The 22,104-nt window shown below is 38.2% G+C and carries 12 protein-coding genes; all 12 read right to left on the bottom strand.

Translation table 11 applies throughout. The features are described 5' to 3' along the window. Nucleotide 1 precedes the first annotated feature (1 nt). The gene (locus Q0983_RS18785; protein ID WP_299556513.1) at nt 2-1,024 is read right to left on the bottom strand and encodes an XdhC/CoxI family protein; all 1,023 of its coding nucleotides are present in this window, start codon (nt 1,022-1,024) and stop codon (nt 2-4) included. A gap of 43 nt (nt 1,025-1,067) precedes the next feature. Further along, nucleotides 1,068-2,201: a hypothetical protein gene (locus Q0983_RS18780; RefSeq protein WP_299556511.1), complete on the bottom strand. Its 1,134-nt coding sequence runs from the start codon at nt 2,199-2,201 to the stop codon at nt 1,068-1,070. Further along, nucleotides 2,194-4,116, bottom strand: coding sequence for an FAD-dependent oxidoreductase (locus tag Q0983_RS18775; protein ID WP_299556509.1), 1,923 nt, complete (start codon nt 4,114-4,116; stop codon nt 2,194-2,196). Before Q0983_RS18775 ends, Q0983_RS18780 begins: the two co-directional genes overlap by 8 nt. A gap of 3 nt (nt 4,117-4,119) precedes the next feature. Further along, the gene (locus tag Q0983_RS18770; RefSeq protein WP_299556507.1) at nt 4,120-5,763 is read right to left on the bottom strand and encodes a sulfatase; all 1,644 of its coding nucleotides are present in this window, start codon (nt 5,761-5,763) and stop codon (nt 4,120-4,122) included. Between the two features lie 7 nt (nt 5,764-5,770). Continuing rightward, nucleotides 5,771-6,685, bottom strand: a complete 915-nt coding sequence (locus Q0983_RS18765; RefSeq protein ID WP_299556505.1) for a family 16 glycosylhydrolase — start codon at nt 6,683-6,685, stop codon at nt 5,771-5,773. Between the two features lie 4 nt (nt 6,686-6,689). Then, on the bottom strand, nt 6,690-9,074 hold the full coding sequence (locus Q0983_RS18760) for a hypothetical protein (RefSeq protein ID WP_299556503.1): 2,385 nt from the start codon (nt 9,072-9,074) through the stop codon (nt 6,690-6,692). 22 nt (nt 9,075-9,096) lie between these two features. Beyond that, entirely contained in the window at nt 9,097-11,484 is a 2,388-nt protein-coding gene (locus Q0983_RS18755; RefSeq protein ID WP_299556501.1) for a beta-galactosidase, read from the bottom strand. 13 nt (nt 11,485-11,497) lie between these two features. Further along, nucleotides 11,498-13,375 carry a CRTAC1 family protein gene (locus Q0983_RS18750; protein ID WP_299556499.1) on the bottom strand — a complete coding sequence of 626 codons (1,878 nt, stop codon included), beginning with the start codon at nt 13,373-13,375 and terminating at the stop codon, nt 11,498-11,500. Nucleotides 13,376-13,387: 12 nt separating this feature from the next. Further along, nucleotides 13,388-15,040 carry a sulfatase gene (locus Q0983_RS18745; protein ID WP_299556497.1) on the bottom strand — a complete coding sequence of 551 codons (1,653 nt, stop codon included), beginning with the start codon at nt 15,038-15,040 and terminating at the stop codon, nt 13,388-13,390. Nucleotides 15,041-15,341: 301 nt separating this feature from the next. Continuing rightward, the gene (locus Q0983_RS18740) at nt 15,342-17,882 is read right to left on the bottom strand and encodes a glycoside hydrolase family 2 TIM barrel-domain containing protein (RefSeq protein WP_299556495.1); all 2,541 of its coding nucleotides are present in this window, start codon (nt 17,880-17,882) and stop codon (nt 15,342-15,344) included. A 136-nt stretch (nt 17,883-18,018) separates the two neighbouring features. Continuing rightward, the gene (locus Q0983_RS18735; RefSeq protein WP_299556493.1) at nt 18,019-19,905 is read right to left on the bottom strand and encodes a CRTAC1 family protein; all 1,887 of its coding nucleotides are present in this window, start codon (nt 19,903-19,905) and stop codon (nt 18,019-18,021) included. A gap of 9 nt (nt 19,906-19,914) precedes the next feature. Continuing rightward, nucleotides 19,915-21,999 (bottom strand): beta-L-arabinofuranosidase domain-containing protein, encoded by a 2,085-nt coding sequence (locus tag Q0983_RS18730; RefSeq protein WP_299556491.1) that lies wholly within the window; start codon nt 21,997-21,999, stop codon nt 19,915-19,917. Nucleotides 22,000-22,104: the final 105 nt, after the last annotated feature.

Genomic DNA, 22,104 nt, shown 5'->3' with positions numbered 1-22,104 from the left:
TTTAACAGTGTAGTTTCCCATTAAGTGTTTTCAAAGAAAAAGGCTCTCTATCCCTGGTAACCGTTAATATTTCCGAAAGAATAGATAATGCTATTTCTTCCGGGGTTACGGCTCCAATGTTTAACCCTGCCGGACTGTGAATACTATCTAACAAACTTTCGTCAAGATCTTCTATGTATTCAAATAATTCATTTTGAAGTTGCTGTCTTCGTTTTACAGACCCTAAAATGCCAATATAAGACAGGTTACAATCTTTCAGTTTTAACAAATACCTGAGATCCTGAGCATAATTATGCGTCATTAAAACCACCGAACATTCCGAGTCTATCTTATCTGTAACAAAGCCTTCCGGAGTGTTGGCTATTACCGACTTTGCTCCGGGAAAATCGCTTAACGCTTTCGGATCGCTCATGGATGTTACCACATCAACCTCCCAACCTAGTAAAGCAGCCATCTTGCAAAGTTTAACCGCATCATGCTCACCACCAACAATCAATAGTTTAAAACAGGGTGGCAGTGTTTGAGAAAATACTTTAATATCTTTTTCCAATGCTCCAGAATTAAAAGCATCTGAAAAGTTATAAGACTTCCCGTTGCTAAACTTAACAACGGACCCAAAATTGCCCACACTATCATCCTCTTTCTTAAAAAACGATGCCATCTCGAAGGCATTTCTATCCTCAATATTCCGGAAGAAAGTCTCTTTCAATACTTCCGAGACAACAAACGGTTCTATCAAAATATAAAGTGACCCTTCACAGCCCAACCGGTAGCGTCCGTCATAAACCATCACTTTAGATATGCCTGTATCAAAAACGGATTGTGCTCTTCTAAGCACTTCCTTTTCAACACAACCACCACTTACGGCCCCGATCATGGTACCATCATCAGTTAATAACATTCTAACACCGGGTTTTCTATAGGACGAGCCTTCCAAATCCACAACTGTAGCCAGAACACTCTTTTTTCCTGATTCCTGGTTTTGAATAGCAGCCTGAATTATTTGCTGTAATTCATGTGTCATTTATTCTAATTTAGAACTTAAATATAAGCATTATTTAAGTTTGTTATAACTTATCGGAATGCGCCTCAGAAAAAGTTTTTAGTTTTTTTTGCTGACCGTCATCAAGATTACTTTGTTCACCCAAAAACCAATAAACTCTGCGAGCTATTAAAAAGTCACCCTCCATCAACGCTATCAATGCTTTATTAATTTGAATCGAATTCGGATTTTTAACTTCCATTAACCCCAGAAAAACGGAAACTTCCTGAAAGGATTTTAAATAACCGATTTCATTGCTAAAGGAATCTAAATAGTCCTTAGGCAACTCCTTTTTACTGTACTGTAATGATCGGATCACAGCGATTCTCTGAAGTTTTTCGCTTGCAATAAAAATCTTTTTTAATGAAGCTGTATAGACTTCTAAAGGAGCTGCCTCCAAATACTTTATGGATGCTTTTATTAAATCATCATGATTCGCTGCTCTTTCAATGACCGTTTCTATAAATTCCGAAGCATAATGGTTTCTGCTGACCAATGCTTCTAAGGCAATCGGATAGTAGCTTTTATTATCATTAACTAAAAACTCTAAAAGTTGTTGGTTTGTCGACGACTCACCGGTTTTCTTTTTTATGGTCTTTATAATGTCACCGTTGGCCCAATGCCACAACGTATAACAGGTTAACGCTGCTCCGGGCACGGTGTCTTTTTCATCCAACTCAAGTGCTGTGGCACCGGCAACAGCATCAACACTATCATCTTCAACAGCAGTTAAAACCTGATGTATCGCCACGTCTTTAAACGGGGAGTTTTCATTAGCCAAAACAGTATGTAACTTCTTGTAATCTTCAGGTTCAAATAAATCGGCCTCATATTTTTCCAAAGTAGCATCTTTTGCCAGTACATATTTTTGGTAAACCCCAATATCGTTCCAAAAAAGCCTGACAGGAATCTCCTTGCATACCTCATCCAAACAAATGACCGATTCCACCTCCATAGCGTATCCAATAGTAGTGCTATCCTTATTCTGAATTTCGGTTAAAATGGTCTCGACCGGTACTTCTTCTCCGGGATGTTTTACAATGACCTTATGATCTATTTCAATACGTTCGCTTGAAACCATAGCTGGTTCATTGGAAAAAAGGATCCAAAAAGGGAAAAAGAAAAACGATATGAACTTTAATTTATACAGATTAGGCATAACAACGAATCTCAAACAATTTAACATTTTCGGCCCCGTAAGTTTCTTTCAAATTCACTCTAACAGCAGTTGTTTTTAACTGATTGAACTTAAATTTTATTAATCTGGTCCTATTATTTTCAATGGCTCCTAAATCTTTCCATTTACCATTAACACGTGCTTCAAGGCTTAACGACTTTAATAATTCCTTTGGAACATGATTTCCGTAAAGGTCATCGTTTTTACTGTCTTTACGCATCATGATATTACGCTTTACGTTAGTATCACATTTAAGCTCTACGGTGGACAATTGAACAGGGGTCTCCCATTCCAATTGAAGTTCTGCATTCAGGCCGTCTGATTGCCAATGATTAATGGCTCCGTCAATATCCCTGGACATACCGTTTAAAAGGTTTTTTGCATCTCCTAATAATGTGGTTGACCCAAAGATCAAACTTGCCTTTCTTGCCAGGTCTTTGGGATCCATAGCCGGTCTTTTCGGAATAAAAGCGTCATCTCTTAATAATTGCTCCTGTAATTCTTTAATGTGATTATTAGCGACCTCCCTTGGCAATATATTCCTTTTATTGCATATGGTAGCTGCCGTACCAACTGCCTGTCCCATTAATGCACAAGTAGCCATAATTCTTGAAGAGGACAACGCAATATGTGTCTGACTAACGTTACGGCCTGCAAACATTAAATTGGATACATTTTTAGAGTATAAACTTCTAAATGGGAATTCATATATTTTCTTGAAATGATAATGAAAATAACTGGGTGGCTCTGAAATATTTTCAATACCTCCCGGGTTGTGCTCATCTAAAGACCATCCACCAAAAGCCACTGCATCTTCAAAGTGTTTGTACCCTGTCATATCTTTTTCCGAAACAATGTAGTCACCAATAAAGCGACGTGATTCCCGTCTTGATGGTAACGATCCAACCCAATCCAGGGCCAGATTTTCGGCCTCGGGAAAATTCCCTGAATTTTTAATATAATCCCATACGCCATGTAAATAGCCCATTAATTTATGTCTGTTCTTTTCTGCATCAGCAATAATATCGCCTTTACTTCCTACTTCAATCCACCAGATACCATCTTTAAACCACTTAAAATGCCTTCTCGGGTGTGCGCCTTCATGTGTATATTTTATGGCATAAGACGGCGGATTATAAGTCATAGGCCTACCCATATCTTTTGAAGACATTAAAAGCGTGGCTCCCATTTGCCACCCGTCCGGTTCATCCGGCGCATAGGTTTCATTAAACTCAGCCTTTCCTTCTCTTCCGGTTCTGTACGCTGCCCCTGCCGAGGCTCCCAACAATCCATCCCCTGAACAATCAATAAAAATAGACGCATTAATAGTAAATAATGTCTCTGTAGTCGCCTGCCAGCATTTGGCAGATTTTATCTTATTTCCTTCCATCACCGCTTCAACCGCCTGGGTATTCACCATTAAGGTTAAGTTAGGTTCTCTCACTACAAAATCGTACATCACATGATCAAAAACCGGAAACGATTCCTGTTCATTTTCAAATCGGTTATGTAATAATAATTCTTCTATAATTCCGGTTTCTCTTTCTGCCTTTCCGTTAATATTATTTACGCCGTTTAAGTGCACGCGCATCTCACTGGAGGCGTTACCGCCTAATACCGGTCTGTCCTGAACCAATACGGTTAATGAACCATTTCTGGCTGATGCTACCGCTGCGCAAATACCGGCCGCACCGCCACCAATAACAGCTACATCATAGGTTTCCGTTTTCTTCCTTTCAGGGATTCCCTTTTTACCGGAACCCAGATGATACCATTTATCCTTTTTTCTGTCATCTACAATATCTTTTGCCGTAGCACAAGATGATGCTATAATCGGAACTACGCCCGCAGCTACTGCTGCCTTGGTACCTTTCTTAAAAAAATCTCTTCGTTTCATTGTTTATTTTTTTTTGGCTTCAGGTCGATTCCCTCTCCAACCTTTTTCAAATTGAATCATTAATTCTGAAACTAATTCTGGCATTTCCCCTGCCCTATTTTTTGTTTCGTTAGGATCTGTTTTATGATCGTACAGTTCCACATAAACCGGTTCTTTTTCTGGATGTTCTCTATCTTTCCAAACAATGAATCGATACCTGTCCGTACGCATGGCATACCCCATTAAATTATTTTCAAATAAATCCCTATCCCATGTTTCTTTTTGCTGATCCTTGATTCTTGCTTCCACTTCTTCAAGTAATGGACCAAAATACGTTTCGCACATTGCCGGACGAATTGGGAATGCTCCCCATTCCCGCAATGCCGGAGATGGGAATTGACTAAAGGCAGCTGTCTTCCATTCTTTATCAGGATTTTCCAATAATGGCCTGAAACTTGTCCCTTCAATGTGATCCGGCATAGGTATGCCCGCCAGATCGCATAAGGTTGGATACATATCTATCAGTTCTACCAAAGCATCTGTTTTGGTGCCTTGTTTAGATTTCATCATATCGGGTGTCCAGATCATCATAGGCACCCTGGTGGCTATCTCGTAGTTGGTAGCTTTTCCCCAAATACCCATATCACCCAAATGCCAACCATGGTCACTCCAAACTATTATTATTGTATTATCTCTTACTCCTACTTCTTCTAAAGCTGCAATCATCTTCCCAATTTGCGCATCTATATAACTCACACAAGCTAAATAGGCATGCTTTAATGTAACTGCTAATTCATCATCAATCCTCCCCTTTTTAGGAATACCACTTCTAACCCGTAATTCAAATGAAGGATGTAAGCCTACTTCTGCACCATGCTCAGGGCTTGAAGTTTGTGCCGACAATTTTATGTCTTCAGGGTTATATAAATCCCAGTACTTCTTTGGAGCTACCCAGTTTAAATGTGGTTTATTAAAGCCCAGCCCTAAGAAAAACGGTTTATTGCCCTTAGCAACCATATCTTTCATAGTTGCAATAGCAAGTTCCGTGTTATAACCATCTCCGAAGGTATTATCTGGAACATCGGCTGCTTCATAGGCATTTCCCATTGAAAGTCCATACCTGGCGGCTTCCCCATATTTCTCCAGCATAGCTTTACGCGTTTCAGCACGCTCTTTTCTGTTCTTTTCTAAGGCAAAACCAACCGGCGGTTTAATACCTTTTATTTTCATACTGTCCCTGGAAGGCAATCGGCTCCAAGACTTTTCGTCATCTTTATCGCCGTGATGGAAAATCTTTCCTGTATAAACAGTTTCGTACCCATTGTTCATAAAATGCTGCGGTAATGTAATCACATCAGGATTCGCCTCTCTAAACTTTATATAATTATGAAAAACACCACTGGTTTCAGGTCTTATTCCCGTTAACAAACTGGCCCGTGACGGCCCGCAAATAGCTTGTTGACAATAGGCCTTATTGAATTGCAGTCCCTGACTTGACAGCTTATCCAGGTTAGGGCTAATGGCAATATCCGACCCATAACATCCCAGCTCAGGGCGTAAATCATCAATCCCTATGAATAGAATGTTCGGTTTCTTTTGAGATTCCTTATTTTGTTCCTGACAACAGAGTACATTAACCAAAAGAAAAAGTAAGAACAAATGCTTCATCTTGATATTATTTTTTAACCCACACCCGTATATAGTCTACACTCATGGTTGTAGGCATACCTTCTAATTGTTTTTTTGCCTCTTCATCTATCAAAGGATTTACAGCTCTGTTAGCATTGTTGGAAAATTTCACAAAAGGTCTACGTAAACCTAAAGATGCTGTCACATTCATGGGTCTGTACCAATACGTATTGGGTTTACTGGCAATTTTCACACCATCAACATACCAAATAATTTCAGTCTCATTCACCTCACAACCGTAAACATGGTAATTTCTGCTGGGGTCATCACTGATTCTGTATTTGTTCATTTGCGTATCAATATGTTGCTTAGGACGAAACCACACACTTTTACCATCAACTTTTTTAACCAGGTGCAGATTATGGTCTGAATCCTGAATATCGTCCTGATGCCCTTTGAACCAATCAAACTGCTGAAGCTCCACCACATCAATTTCGCAATACACCGTTTTACCGTCTGAAGCACTTCTATCAAAATCACTGTAAAGCCAAAATGACGGACAGACACCCCAACCGTTTTTAGGACCGGAAACATCAATCACGGCCCCTTTTATTCTGGCTTCAACATAACCTGTTGTAAAGGTTCCTTTAGATTTTAAAATTCCCGATTTAAAATAAGTCCCACCATCAGAAGTATTATCCTCATTATGTCTCATGGTTAATTCGGCAATGCCATCAACAATTTTAACATTATCCGTATTATTCCATTTCCAACCTGTCGTATTTGGCAAACTGTTTTTTCTGTACCATTTTTCCCAATTTACTTCCGCCTTATCAAACTCATCCGATAAACTTTCAACCAACTCCCATGTATCATTGTCGTTAGAAGTTTTAGCCGGTGTTTGGGCATCCATCTGACCTGTAAGCAAACACAATACTATCAAGCTACTAATTCGTTTCATATAATTATATAATTTCAAGAAGTAAAATACCATTTGGTTTTAGTTCAAAATCCGGACCAAGAGATTCTCCAGTCATTATATTAGTTACATTTATAATTTTGCCATTCTTAAGACCAATATTCAATTTGGCATCATTCTTACCAACATTTAAGATATTAACTATATACCCTCCGTTTTCATTCTCAACCACTCGCCATGTACAACCTTTGTACGGCGTTCCATTGGATTCTTTTAAAACAATTTCAGGAAGACTATTGGACACTACGCCTAATACTTTTGTTTTGACCTCTGAAATACTTGCATCATCATCCATAATAACAAGTGTTCCCTCAGTTTCTTGCAAGCTCTTATTACGCAACTGTCCATATTCATTTTTAGACAAACTATTTTCATTATCCAGAATTATAGTTCCACCATCGTCCAAATACTTCTGAAGCGTACTAAACTCGGAATCTGTAACGTACTCGGTTTTATAAACCAGAATAGCGTCCCAATTGTTATGATCTTGTTTTTTAATAATTTTTTCAGTGGCAAAACCTAACGGAATTCCCTCAAAATACATGGATTCAAATAATTCTGATTGTTCTGCAATCTGTTCTTCTCTATTTATGTATGACGTTTCAGAATAGAAGAATCTAACAGGCCTTCGTTGTTTTCTAAGTGCAATAATTTCTTCAGATACACTATTCATGTCCATGTAAACCTGGGCTACCTCATTAACAACCTGAGGTTGCATATTAGCAGAAGCCGCGTAAGAACCGGCCAGGGCCGGGTCAAAGAAATTCAGATCACCCTCCAGCCTATCTTCCGGAGAACCGTCCGGATCTCTGGCCCAAAACCATGATATACTTGTATCCATTCCATGTAAGGTAGCCAGCCAATAACAGCTTCTTACATATTCCGGAGCGGTATCCAAATCCCGCCATGTCCATGTTGATAAAAAGTGGGCTTCTGAATTCACATGTATTTTACCCGGTGCAACGGATTCCATAAAATCATAGGAAAATGCCAACTCTTCCCAATAGTAAATATACTTATCCTCCCATTTTTCCCGTTCATTTTTTATCAGATCCCTGCGTGCTTTTGTTTTAGCATCATCGCCAATCATGGTAGTTAAATCTATAAGGGCTTCTAAGTCTATGCCATGAGAACGCTGGTGCTCCGTAATTATCTTAGGCATCACCTTTATATGGGTATCGGCATCAGGATTTGAAGATAACAACTCCCTTTGTAAAAAGGTAAACCAATCTGTACCTCTGTCCATATTATATCTGCACCAGTCGTACCAAATCGGAGTTCCTCTTGTTGAAGAATCTATGGGAATCTCTATTTCAACAGCTGAAAAATCATTAAAAGACATTTTCCAATTTTCATTTAAATCATTTATATCCCCGTTATATTTAATAGATAACCAATCTCTGAATTTGTTAAGCGTATAGGATGAGATGGCATTCATTTCTTTGAATTCATGCCTCCAGTTGCCTTTTTCTGAAAACCAATGCGGTTCATTTGATAAAATATAACCTAGCTGTGTTACCTTTTTATCTTTCGTCAATTCACCTGACTTTTTAATAACCTTGCTCCAAACCTCGCGCATTAAAGGGTTATCTACATCAAAACCCGTGAATAAAGACCTGCTCATTGCAGCTTCAGGCTCTTGTTTTAAAATCCAGTCAGGCATTCCCATATTCCAAAGAATCATGAACCCAACACTTGTATCAGGAATATCTGTGATGAGTTTTAACTTCTCCTCATCAAAAGTTCCATCTTCTTTTAAGATATAAGGATTAATAGCACGGTCTTCATTCGCTTCATACAAGGTACTACCTCCGTGAAAAATAGCGCCCAAATGATCATTATACACGTTTTTATCAGTTAACGGAACTCCCACGGATTTAGAAAAATAGTCAAACAAGAAAACAGGTTTTCCATGGCTTAAAAGCATATTATCCCCAACCTCAATATTTGCCCAATCTATCTTGTTCACAGGTCTTCTTTTAATACTTCCATCAAGAACCTTCTTTAAATTCCCTATACCAACATCCAGAATTTCAATGACTTTTTTTCTTTCAAAATCCGGAAGTTCTTCGGCATATTTTGTTTTTTCCGAAGCATACGGATCGTAATACCCAAAAAGCTTTTCTATTTCGTCTTTATGTGATTCGTCCCAATTGGCAAATTTTAAAAACTCCTTAGAAAACCAAAGGATAGTTTCTTCCCTGGCCACATCTAAAGATTCAGAGCTCGCTTCTTTCATTAAGGATTCCAGAGTACTAATCTTTTTAAGTGCCTCTTGTTCCAGCGACACCTCTTGATCACATCCAATTAAACTCAAAATCAACAACAAGCCGATTGTAACTTTATCCGGAAAGAATTTATTTTTAATCATACCATTTGCTTTAGGCACATGACTAATTTTTAACTTTCACTTCAAGCAATAACACTTCTTCTGATGCCAAATCAAACTCGGATGAAACAGGAACAGATGTCATCAGATTTTGAATGGTCATAGGTGTTCCTGATTTTAAGGATAATTTAATCTTAGCTGTGTTATGGCCTACATTCAATAAATTGACCAAGTAAGAACCATTCTCTTGCTTCACAACTCGTGAAATTATTGTTTTGAAGTCTTCACCGCTGTTAGATTCAATAACTACTTCCGGCATTTGGTCAGCAACTTCTGCCAAAGCTAATTCCTTTATTTTGCTAATATCTGCACCTTTTAAAGTAATCAATTTACCATTGCCAGCCTTTAGCTTTTTAGAGCGCTCTTTGCCATATTCATTCATGGATAAGCTTTTATCAGAATCCAATAATACAGTGCCTCCATTATTTAAATAGGCTTGTAGCGATTCAAATTCGGCATCTGTAACATAATTGGTTTTATAAACTACAACAGTATTCCACAAAGCATTGTCTTGCTTCTCTATAATGTTTTTTGTCACAAACCCTAAAGGAAGCCCTTCAAAAAATAAGGACTTGTATAGTTTTCCTGTTTGAGTCATGTAATCAGGTGTATTGATCGCCGAAGTTTCAGAGTAGAACAAGCGTAAGGGACGTGGTTGTTTTCTCAAAGCGATAATTTCTTCTGAAAACGAATTCAAATCGAACATCACTTGGGTTACTTCGTTGGTAATATGAGGTTGCATATTGTTTGAACCTGCATAGGCACCACCTAAACCAGGGTCGAAGAAATTTAAGTCTCCTTCTAAGCGGTCTTCAGGTGAACCGTCTGGGTCTCGTGCCCAAAACCATCCCATATTAGCATCCATACCCATTAGGGTTGCTAACCAATACACGTTACGAATATAACTTGTACGCATATCCAATTTTCTATATTGACCCGAAGAAAGGAAGTGTGATTCAGAGTTTACATTGATTTTATCCGGAGCTACAGACTCTAAAAAGTCATGTAAGATTGCCATTCCATCCCACTTATATGCATATTTTTTATGCCAATCCGAGTTAATATGTGGTCTAATACTTGGGTCACCTAAAGTTTTTGCATCATGACCAATCATAGTAGTTAATTCGGTTAAAGCTTCAAAGTCCATTCCATGAGAACGTGAATCTTCATAGAATGTCCTGGGGAATAATTTGATGTGTGTATTTGCACCAGGATTTACAGCATGTAAATTGTCTTGATTAAACTTGAACCATTCCGTAGTTCTCCCCATGTGGTAGCGATTCCAGTCGTACCATTTTGGAGTTCCTCTTAAAGATATTTCCATCGGAATTTCAATAGCAACAGCATCAAAATCAGTAAATGATGTACCCCAATTTGAGTTTAACTCATTTATATTTCCTTTATAAGTGTTCTTTAACCAAGTTCTGAATTTGTTCAAGGTATAAGATGAAATGCCATTCATTTCTTTGTACCTGTACGTCCAGTGATCCTTTTCAGAATACCAGTGTGGCTCATTGGCAAAAACATAGCCTAACTCTGTTACTTTTTTTCCTTTAGTAAGTTCGCCTGTATGACGAATAATTTTTCCCCATACTTCTCTAGCCAAAGGATTGTCAATATCAAAACCTGTAAATAAAGAACGCCCTTTTCTCACCTCTGGCTCTCTTTTTTCTACCCATTCTGGTATACCCATATCCCAATAATATAAAAACCCAATGTTTGTATCTGGAATATCAGTAAGTTTCTTGATGCCTTCATCATCAAACGTACCATCTTCATTCAATAAAAACGAGTTGATAGCACGGTCATGATCTACTTCATATAAGTTTTCTCCTCCATGATACAAAGCACCCAAATGATCATTGTAAACATCAGTATTTGTTAAAGGTTGACCTACGGTTTTGGAGAAGTAATCATAAGGGAACGATGGTTTACCATTGCTGTTTACAAACATGTTATCTGCTGCTTTGGTATTTTGCCAATCTACTTTATTAACCGGACGACGTTTTATCTCACCACTAAGTTCTTTCTTTAATTCCGCTATTCCGTTATCCAGTATTTCAATAACTTTTCTGCGTTCAAAATCCGGGAGCATTTCTGCCAGAGAATCTTTATTTGGTGCGTAATAGCGCTCATAACCAAATAATTTTTCAATAGCCTCTTTATTAGCTTCATCCCAATTAGCGAATTTGATAAACTCCTTAGAGAACCAAAGGACAGTTTCTTCCCTTGTAACATCTATAGATTTACCTTTGGCTTCTTTCATTAAGGATTCCAATCTGTCTATTTTGTCAAGCGCTTCCTTTTCCAAAGGCGACTTATTATCCTCACAACTTATTAAAGCTGTCATTATTGAAACGATTACAAAATATTTTACAAATACGTTTTTCATGTCTTAATTATAGTTAATTTATTGCTTTACCTGCCTGGTAAATGGTATTGATATTTTTGATATTTAATTTTTCAACTTCACCGTTACCCCAAGTAACAGTAGCTTCTTTTATGTTTTTAATGTCACCTAGCCCAACATGTAAATTAGTGTCTAATCCTTGTGAATACGAAGAGGAGGTAGCCCCCACAATGCGCTTATAAATTTTACCATCAACCTCCAGTTTTAGTAAGGCTCCAATTGGTGAGGCTTTCCCTGATGGTGAATTACCAATATTAACAACAACATAATTATTATTTGATTTTAGGTTATTGGTAAGCAGGTGCCATCTGCCACGTTCATTGGCATAAATAATATCCAAATCACCGTCTTTATCATAATCGAAAGCTTCTGCTCCCATACCCGTACTACCGCGTTCCTTTCTTATGATACCATGATTTTTTACAGGTTGGAACTTTTTTCCCTTTTGATTTAAATACAGAAATTGCTCGATAACAGACGCTGACTTTCCATAGCGCACTACAAAGATATCGGACCAGCCATCGTTATTAAAGTCACCTACCGCTGTACTAGTAGTTTGCTCAGGAATATCGATTCCATATTCATTGCTAACATCTACAAATTTGCCATCTACATTTTCCAATAGTTTGGCAGGTAAATCTTTTAATTTAATGGTCTTAGGTTTTTCAACTACATTATGAACAACTCCTGTGGTAGGCGCATTTGTAAATCCGCCAATACGCCAATAACCATTACCCAAATACCCTATGTATAACCCTTTTTTAGAGGTATCTTCTGGCCATCCTTCACCTTCTTCTTTGGTTATGGTTAAATCATGATGCCCGTGCCTATCCAACTTCCGTTTAAACAATTTCTTTTTTGTACCAATGAATACATCAAAATGTGGATAAGCCATTTGAAGGTTTTCAATTTTAAAGTCGCCTTCAATCTTAATACTATCGTGTTGAAAAGGTCGCCTTCTGGCTAAAAAATAAAAGGTCTTGTCCTCTTGATTATAATCAGCCTCTGAATCGAAGGGATGCTTTGAACGTGTTAAGAACAAATCGAAATCGCCATCATTATCAAAATCAATTTCTGAAACACTGTTTACTAAATTGGTGTTTGTTAAGCTTCCCAGAACTTCTTTTGAAACATTCGCAAAGCCTAATTTCTCACTTCCCTGTACGGCAATTATTTTGCTCCCACCGTAAAACAGAAAATCCTTGACATTATCGTTGTTAAAATCTGTTATTGTTGTACGCATGTTAAAGCGATCTGCATGCGGCAGGAAATCTGCAAATGAAAAATACTGACTTTCATCACTTTGATATAAAAAATGGGCTCTTTCAATTTTATCATTTGGAGGAAAGGCCGATAAAATCAAATCTAAGTCACTATTGTTATCTGCATCAAAGAATTTAACGGCGCGTCCCCTGCTGGCTTCAAAATGCTTGAATTCCTTTTCTTCTGATACGGTCCTGTCCAGATTGATAGTATAAGCCCTCAATTTTCTAGGGTTCTTACCATCTCCGCCTCCTGGTTGTACCAAAACCTCTAGTAAACCATCACGATTAAAATCACCTACGGTCATACCATGGGTGTCGCCAAATATGAACGGCTTCCCTATTTCATATTTGCCTTGATTGTTCCAGAATAACTCTACCCGCCTTGAGTGCTCTATAAGCAACAAATCCAAAAACCCGTCTTGATCCAAATCTGCAATGACGGCATTATCAAATTTTCTTCTTGAGCGTTGTTCTAACGGAATCACATCTAAGTCTTCGGTAAAAGACAGTTTGCTTTGCTCCTGTGCTATTCCGTTAATTGAAAACACTAAGCAGAAACTCAACACAAACCATGACTTAGACTTTAATAAAACTTTTGTAATCGGCATCCTGAAATGATCTTAACCTGGTAAATTGCCTTTCCAGCTTTTATTGAATTGTTCTAATAATTGCTTCACCAACTCCGGGTTATCATCAGCAATATTTTTGGTCTCACCGGGATCTGTTTGATGATCGTATAATTCATAGAATAAGGGTTCGCTATCCTTTTTGGTGTAGTCCTTCCAAACAATGAACCTGTAATTATCGGTTCGCATGGCATATCCCATTAAATTGTTTTCAAACAACTCCCGATCCCATTTATCACCCATTTGAGCTTTTATTTCTCCTTCTACTTCTTCAATCAACGGACCAAAATAAGTTTCTCTCATACCCTGAGATAGAGGGTTAGCAGCCCATTCTCTTAATGCCGGTGTAGGGAACTGACTAAAGGCCGCTTTTTTCCAGGACTGACCCGGATCTTCTAACAACGGTACAAAACTATGCCCTTCCAAATGCTCAGGTTTTTCTAATCCTGCCAGTTCACACAAGGTTGGATACATGTCTACCAATTCCACTAAAGCATCCGATTTTTTACCACGTGTATCTTTTGGCATATCCGGTGTCCAAACCATTAAAGGTACCCTGGTTGCTATTTCATAATTAGTAGCCTTACACCAAATACCCATATCGCCTAAATGAAAACCGTGGTCACTCCATATCATAATGATGGTGTTGTCTCTTAAACCTGCTTCATCTAAGGCATCAATCATCTTACCTATTTGAGCATCTATATAACTTACACAAGCTAAATAGGCATGTTTTAAAGTTCTTGCCATCTCATCATCAATTGGCCCTTTCTTTGGAATACCGTACCTAGCACGTAATTCAAACGAAGGGTGTAATCCCATAGTAGCTCCATTTTCAGGAGCTTCGGTAAGTGTTGCCAATTTAATTTTCTCGGGGTCATATAAATCCCAATATTTTGATGGAGCCATCCAGTTTAAGTGCGGCTTCTTCATTCCCATTCCCAGGAAAAACGGTTTATCGGGATTCTTTTCCAGCATATCTTTCATGGTAGCAATGGCTAATTCCGCGTTATAACCGTCTTCATAAAAGGTATCTTCAACATCTGCCTTTTCATAAGCTGGTCCTTTTCCCAAACCATTTCTAGGTGCATTTTCACCATATTTAGCAATGACCTCAGCTGTTGCTTTTTTAGAGAATTCCTGGTTTTCCGGTAAAGCATAGCCTCCCGGAGCTTTACTTTTTTTAATGGTCATTTTATCATAGGCAGGTTCTCTGCTCCAAGATTTCTCATTATCGGCCCATGCGGGTTTATGAAAAATTTTACCGGTATGAACTGTTTCGTAACCGCTGTTTCTGAAGTGCTGTGCTAAGGTTACAATATCCGGATTGGCTTCTCTAAAATAGGTGAAATTCTCAATTACATTGATAGTTTCAGGTCTGGCCCCGGTCATTAAACTTGCTCTGGACGGACTACAAATAGGCTCCTGGCAATAGGCTTTATTAAACAATAAACCATCTGCCGCAAACTTATCAAAATTAGGGGTGATGGCTATATCAGACCCATAAGCCCCAATTTCCGGCCTTAAGTCATCAATAGCTAAGAATAAGATGTTGGGTTTTTTAGCAGGTTGTGCTTCTTTAGATTCTTCTTTGGTTTTACAACCTACAAGTACCGTAAGCAAAAGCACTATTTTCAGGAATCTCATAATCACAGAAATTTATTAAAATAAACTTCTTCAAATTACGAAAAAATACATGCTAAAAACAGTGCTTGACTTACCTTATACTTATATTATTTTAACCTTGTTAAAACTGCCCTTAGAGTTTCTCGCTAAGACGCAAAGGCGCAAAGGCAGCAAGTTCTAAAAACCAAATCCCAAATACTAAATTCCAAATTCCAATAGGACGGGCTTATTGAAACTGTCCACTCCCGTCTTCGGTCTTCGGTCTCCTAACAAAGAAAACATTTTATAACTTCTCCTTCGGAACAAAAAAAGGAATAAACACTTATTTTATCTGAAGTGTTACTTCCTGGCTTTCAAAGCCTTCAGATTTTGCCTTAACCTTTACAGTCCCTGCTTGCTTAGTGGATTGCAGAATCATTAAACATCTTCCTTTGGCTGTTGTTAAACTATTCGATTGAAAATCCTGAATATTACTTCTGGCGCCGTTATCAACACCAAGTATTTTAGCATCTCCTTCAACTTCAAACTCAATTGTAGCATTCTCTGTTTTCACAGACAGTCCATCTTTATCAACTAACTGGACTATAAAGTGAGACACATCATAAGCGTCAGCTTTTAATTCGGTTTTATCTGCTGTTAATGTAAAGCCTACCGGTTCGGATGTTGTTTTTAACTCGGTTGAAATTTCAGCATCCCCGGAACTTGCTTTTGCGGTTAAAGTTCCAGCTTCATAAGGAATCGTCCAACGGCATAATTTATCCGGACTATCTGCTCCTTTTCTGCTTCCCAATGATTTCCCATTTAAGAATAATTCCACAGAGTCATAGTTAGAACAAACCTCAACCACAACCGTTTCGCCATCCTTATAATTCCAATGCATATTAGAATCTCTCCACTTATAAGCACTACTATTCTCCGGCAATTGCTGCCCTGAAATACCTGTTTGTTTAAATCCTGATTTAGCTATTGGCAAGGTACCTATAGAGATATGAGGTTCATCTACCCAAATACTTTTAAAGTAGTTCCAACCCTGGTATTTAAATCCTGCCAAATCCAACAGATCTCCCCAACCACTTTTTTCCGGCCAGTCGCCATCACGCTCCCCCATATAATCAATACCAGTCCACATGAAAATACTGAATACACCTGGATTTTCTATTACTTGCTTCCAATCATCCCAGGTTCCCGGATTTTCGTTGATAGTGATATGTCTGTCCGGCCAATGCTCATTTGCCCAGGCAATATCTAAATTACGGTAACTAAATCCCGAAATATCAACAGCATCTGCATAACCGGTCACCATACTGGTTTGTGGTACCACCATGTTAGTTGTAACCACTCTTGTGGGGTCTAACTCTCTAGTCCATTTTGCCAGTTTATGAGCTGTTTCAGCTAAAATATATTCACCCTTTTCAGCGGCATCATAGTTAGCTTTAATTTCTTCAGGCGTTAAAATTGGGGCACTCCCCCAATACTTTCCTGATTTTTGAGGGTCATTAGGATCTTTCCAAAAACCAGTTGCATATCTGTAGTGCAGGTAAGTCCACTCTATTTCATTACCAATACTCCATTGGAACACCGACGGATGATTTCTGTCACGTAGCATCGTACGTGTTAAATCGCTTTTAGCCCATTCCTGGAAATGCTCTACGTAACCTCGTGTGATATAATCGAAACTGCGGTCGTGGTAATTCTTTCTTTTATCTTTTGCATAATCCCACTCATCAAAAAACTCGTCCTGTACCAGGATACCCATTTCATCACACAAATTCATAAACTCTTCGGAATACGGATTGTGCGCTGTTCTAATAGCGTTTACGCCACAAGCTTTTAATGCTTCAAAACGTCTTCTCCAAACCCCTTCAGGAACAGCAGCACCTACTAAACCAGCGGCATGGTGCAGACAAACCCCTTTAATATCTGTTTTCTTTTCGTTTAAATAGAACCCTGATTTATTATCAAAACGAAGGCTCCTAATTCCGAAAGGGGTGGTGTATTCATCAACCACTTTTCCGTTCTGCGTGATGGATGTCACCGCCTTATACATATTGGGATGTTCCGTATCCCAAAGCTTCGGATTTGAAACCGAAAAGTCCTGTTTAAAGACGTCCTTATTATTAGCTGTTAGACTTAAACTATCTGCTTTTGAAACAACTTCGTTTCCATCGGCATCCAAAATTTTAGTAGTTAATGTAAACGAACTGTTTTCTGCTATCTGATTTTCAACCGTTGTTTCCAAATGTATAGAAGCTTCTGCCTTGGTTGCAACGGGTGTAGTAATAAAGGTTCCCCAAATAGGAATATGCAATTTATTTAACGTGATCAGCTTCACATTTCTATAAATACCACTGCCTGTGTACCAACGCCCGTCAGCATATCTGGAATGGTCTACGTGAACGGTAAGCACATTTTCTTTGCCTTTATTTAAAAACGGGCCTAAATCAAAATAAGTAGGTGAATAACCATATGGATTCTCTCCCAGCTTTTTACCGTTCAACCAAAATGTGGCGTTGTTATAGACACCATCAAACAATATGTAAACACTTTTATTTTCAAAATCTTCCGGTGACTCAAAGTGCTTTTGATACACACCTACACCTCCCGGTAAGTATCCCGTACAACCTTCCAAGCTTTCATCAAAAGATAATTCAACACTCCAATCATGTGGTAGTCTGATATCCCTCCAGTCAGCATCAGCTAAAGGGACGTTTGTTAGTTTAGTGGTATCCTTTTGTAATTGAAATTTCCAATCGAAATTAAAATCCGTTTCGCGGTTAAATGCCGTTTTAGTTGTAGTTGTTTTTTCTCCACAAGAAAACAAACAAATAACAAGTAATAGTGAGGTAAAAATGTGCTTGTTCATTCTAAGTTTAGTTTAGAACGCAAGTTACTTAACAATTGGCATTTAGTTATTATTAAAACCGCGTAAAAATTGAAATGTCTAGTTAAAGTATAGTCTTAACAGATCAGACAATGAATTCAGTTCATTAAAAAAATTTCTATTTGTTGCCTATAAAAACCCGTTTGTTATAGTCTTTAATAGTTTTATTTAATACTTCACCATTAGACCAGGTAATTTTCACTTTAGTAGCCTTTTTACAACTACCTAATCCAAAGTGCACAAAATTGTTAAATCCCTGCGAATATTGGGATCCTGTAGAGCCGATACGGTATATCTGTTTCCCTGAACAAGAAACAACCTCAACCATAGCTCCTAATCCGGATACGTTGCTCTTTGGAGATTTACCTACCTCAATAGTGATATACTTATTATTTTCGGCGTCTTTTAAATCGTTTTTAAACAAGTGCCACTTACCGCGTTCATTGCCAACGACCACATCCACTTTACCATCCTGATTATAATCGATAACCTCAACGGCCATTCCTATAGCCCCTAGTTCTTTGGAAACTATGCCATGGTTTTCTACAGCTTTAAAACCAGCTTTCCCTTGATTTAAGTATAAAATGGATTCATTGTCAAATACCAATTTTCCCCTTCGGATAACTAATATGTCTTTTAAGCCATCATTATTGAAATCCGCCACAGTACTTGCCATAGTATGCTCTTTATTGAGCAACCAAAGTTTTTCTGTGACATCCTTAAATGTTCCATTGGAGTTTTCCAATAGAATATCATTAAACCCTTCCGGATGATCATAAGGCTTATAATTTTTCACGCCATGAACTACGCCTGTGGCCGGCGCCCAAAGGAATCCGGCTATGCGCCATTTCCTGTTCCCCACATAACCAATATACCAGCCTCTCTTTTCTTTATAATTGGCATTATCCGGGAATCCCAACGCATCACTGTTCACTAATCTAATATCCTTTCCTGAGTGTGTTTCACCTTCAAACTCGTAATCATAAGAAGCCTCACCGATAAAGTAGGTATCATTATTAGGCCATTGGGACTGGAAGTTCTCGAGATTCAAGATATCCCCGGTTTCTAAGTCATCAAATTGAAATTCGCCTCTGGTTGTGAAGAACCCCCAATCTTTGGTTTCCGGGTTATAAAAATTTTGTCCGCTCTTATAGTCCTTTCCACGTGTGATAAACAAATCTAAATCACCGTCGTTGTCATAATCAATTTCACAAATACTTGTTGTTTCTTCAATAGCATATGGAAAGACCTTGTCTGTCACTTCTGTATAAGTTAAATCGCCATTTCCTTTGAAAGCTCGAGTTTTTCCATGACCATATAAAATTAAATCCAAAATAGTATCTCCATTAAAGTCTGTTACAGCAGTCTTTTGACCGTTTACTTTAATGGCCGGTAATGTTGCGTGTAGAATAAGCTCTCCACTTCCATTATTCCCATACACATAATTTTCACTGGCTCCTTTTTTAGCACTATCAGGGAAAGCAAAGTTTAGTAAATCCAGATCGCCATCATTATCGCCATCAATAAATTTTACTGTGCGCCCTCTCATCAAGGCCAGTGGTTCTTTAAAATCAGGCAGGGGTATAAAATCACGACCCACAACGCGATACATTTTGGAGTTTCTGGCATTACTTCCGGAACCACCACCACGAGACATGATCACTTCAAGATTTCCATCGTTATCAAAATCCCCAACGGAAACCCCGTGCAAATCTCCCATGATAATATCGTAGGGCTTCGCAAATTTACCTTTGTTATTCCATTGCACCTGAATCCCGAAACCATGATCATTAATCAATAAATCCTGGTAACCATCCTGATCCAGATCGGCTACCACCGGGGCATCCCATTTCCTTAGGTTTTTCTCCTGACGCGGGAATTCCTTAAAAACTTCAATGAAAGCACCATTGTCCTGCTGGGCGCTGATCTCAACTATAAAAACACTGCTTAATAAGACAACTAACGTTAGCCCTATACTTAAAAAATTGATATCTGTTCTTTTCATAAATTTTAATTAATCCCAAATGACCGGCATAAATACCGACATTTCACTTTCCCCTCTATTGCTCCAGGCATAGTATGGTATTAATTGCGTTTTATACGGTGTCATTTCAAGTTTAGTAATTTCATTGTACATTTTAGAAAGTTCATCTTTCCGAATCATAAGTTCTCCTTCAATAGCAACCACACCTCCCAGTAAATCAGGTTTATAAGCAGGTTTAAGCGTGTTCTTTACAGAAATATAGGCGTCCGTTATTTTTGAATTTTCGGGAAGATCAGGCGATTCCAAACAATAAACTATGGGGCCACGTTTTATTGCCACCTGATTCCGAATCTCTTCTATTCTATGATGGCCTTCAATGAATTTAATGGCCATAGGCATATCAATTGAAATGACATCTCCTGCTTTCCAACGGCGTTCCATTATTAAAAAACTGCCTTCTCCAACACCTTCTATATTTTCATTGTTAACCTTAATAGTTGTATTTGTAGCCCAATCCGGAATCCTTAACAATACTTCAAACGGCTTCTCTTTACACGCTTCAATAGTAATGTTCACCTGTCCGTCCCAGGGATAATCAGTCTCCTGCTTCAATCGCAATTCAGTCCCATCTAATAGAGTAGTTTCCAAAACATTTCCGCCATAAAGATTCACAGAAATCCCATTTTCAGATTTACTATATGCCCAGGCCGGAGATTTTAAAATGGTTCTGACCAAATTAGGAGGGCAGCAAAAGCACTTTAAATAGGGTTGCCTTTGAGGAAATTCTGTGTTCATTTTACTATAATCCAGGGCACCTTTAATTTTACGCAATGGGTTTGAATAGTAGTAGTGCTTACCTTCTAAACTAATACCTGATAATGCCGAATTGTAGAGTACTAACTCCATAATATCTGCATATTTCGCTTCTCCGTGAATTCCTAACATACGATGGTTGAACATAGAATTACAGATATTGGCACAGGTTTCATTATAGGCGGTAAGATTGGGCATCATGTATTCATTAATAAAGCCTTCTTCTATTTTGTCCTTTCTTGATGATCTGCCATAATGCGATTGCCCCAGGGCACCTGTAAGGTACATTTTTCTGTTAACAACGTTATCCCATAGCCTGTCTAAAGCATCGATAAGGGCCCGCTCCCCGGTTTCAGCATATACATCGGCGGCCCCGGCATAATAGTAAAGGGCCAAGACAGCATGGCCTACAGCTTCTGTTTCTTTACGTAGCGGTACCCGCTCCTGTACCATATCTCCAACCGGATATCCCCTTGTACTCTTATTTTCATCAATTTCGCTCTGCCCTCTCATGTTTATAAATAACTCCGCCAATTCTAAATAGCGTTCATCTCTAGTGGTTCTGTAGAGTTCTACCAACCCCATAATCTGAGTTTGGTTAAATCCAAAACGCTTTAAATGCTCCGGCTTCGGGTGAAAAAGCTTATAAAGCATATCAGCATGTTTAATAGCTATTTCTAAAAAATTAATTTTTCCCGTTACTCTGTGATGAATACATGCTGCCGTTAACAAATGCCCACTGTTGTAGAGTTCATGGTGTTTTCTGTTTTGAAAAGGTTTTAAATTGCCATTAATAATAATTGGAGTAGACAAGTAGCCATCCGGTTGTTGTGCTTTTGCTATTACTGCAATAATCTCATCCAAATCATTAATAATCTCTTGATCTTTATTAACTCCATAAAGATATGTACAGGCTTCCATCCATTTATAGAAATCGCCATCATGCCACCAATGCCCTTTATGGACTCCTTTTTTTAAACCTGCTGCTATTTTAAAGTTATTGTATCCATGACCGATATCGCCTTTAAGTAAGGTTCCCATATAAGGGATCATAACTTCTTCGGCCTGTTTCCATTTTTCGGCCCAAAATCCTTCAGTCCATTTACAATCCCCAATATCAATACTTTTAAGTTTAACATTTGGACTATTAATATTGTTAATAATGGCATGACCATCTAATTTGATATCCTTTAAAGTGTTTATAAGCTCTTTTGATATCTTTATCGACTGATCATCTGGTTGTCCATGCTTACAGGATACCATTAAAAGCATGGTACAAGCAGTTATAAGTATGTTTTTCATGATCAATGAATTTTGTTTATCTCTGTTTAGAACGTATTCAAAGCAAATGGTTTTTTTTGATTTTATATTTTTAAAAATTACCTATTATATGTGCTATTTTACCTA

This window comes from Seonamhaeicola sp. (assembly GCF_028281565.1).
GTDB lineage: Bacteria > Bacteroidota > Bacteroidia > Flavobacteriales > Flavobacteriaceae > Seonamhaeicola.
This window is presented reverse-complemented; position numbering and strand designations above follow the sequence as displayed.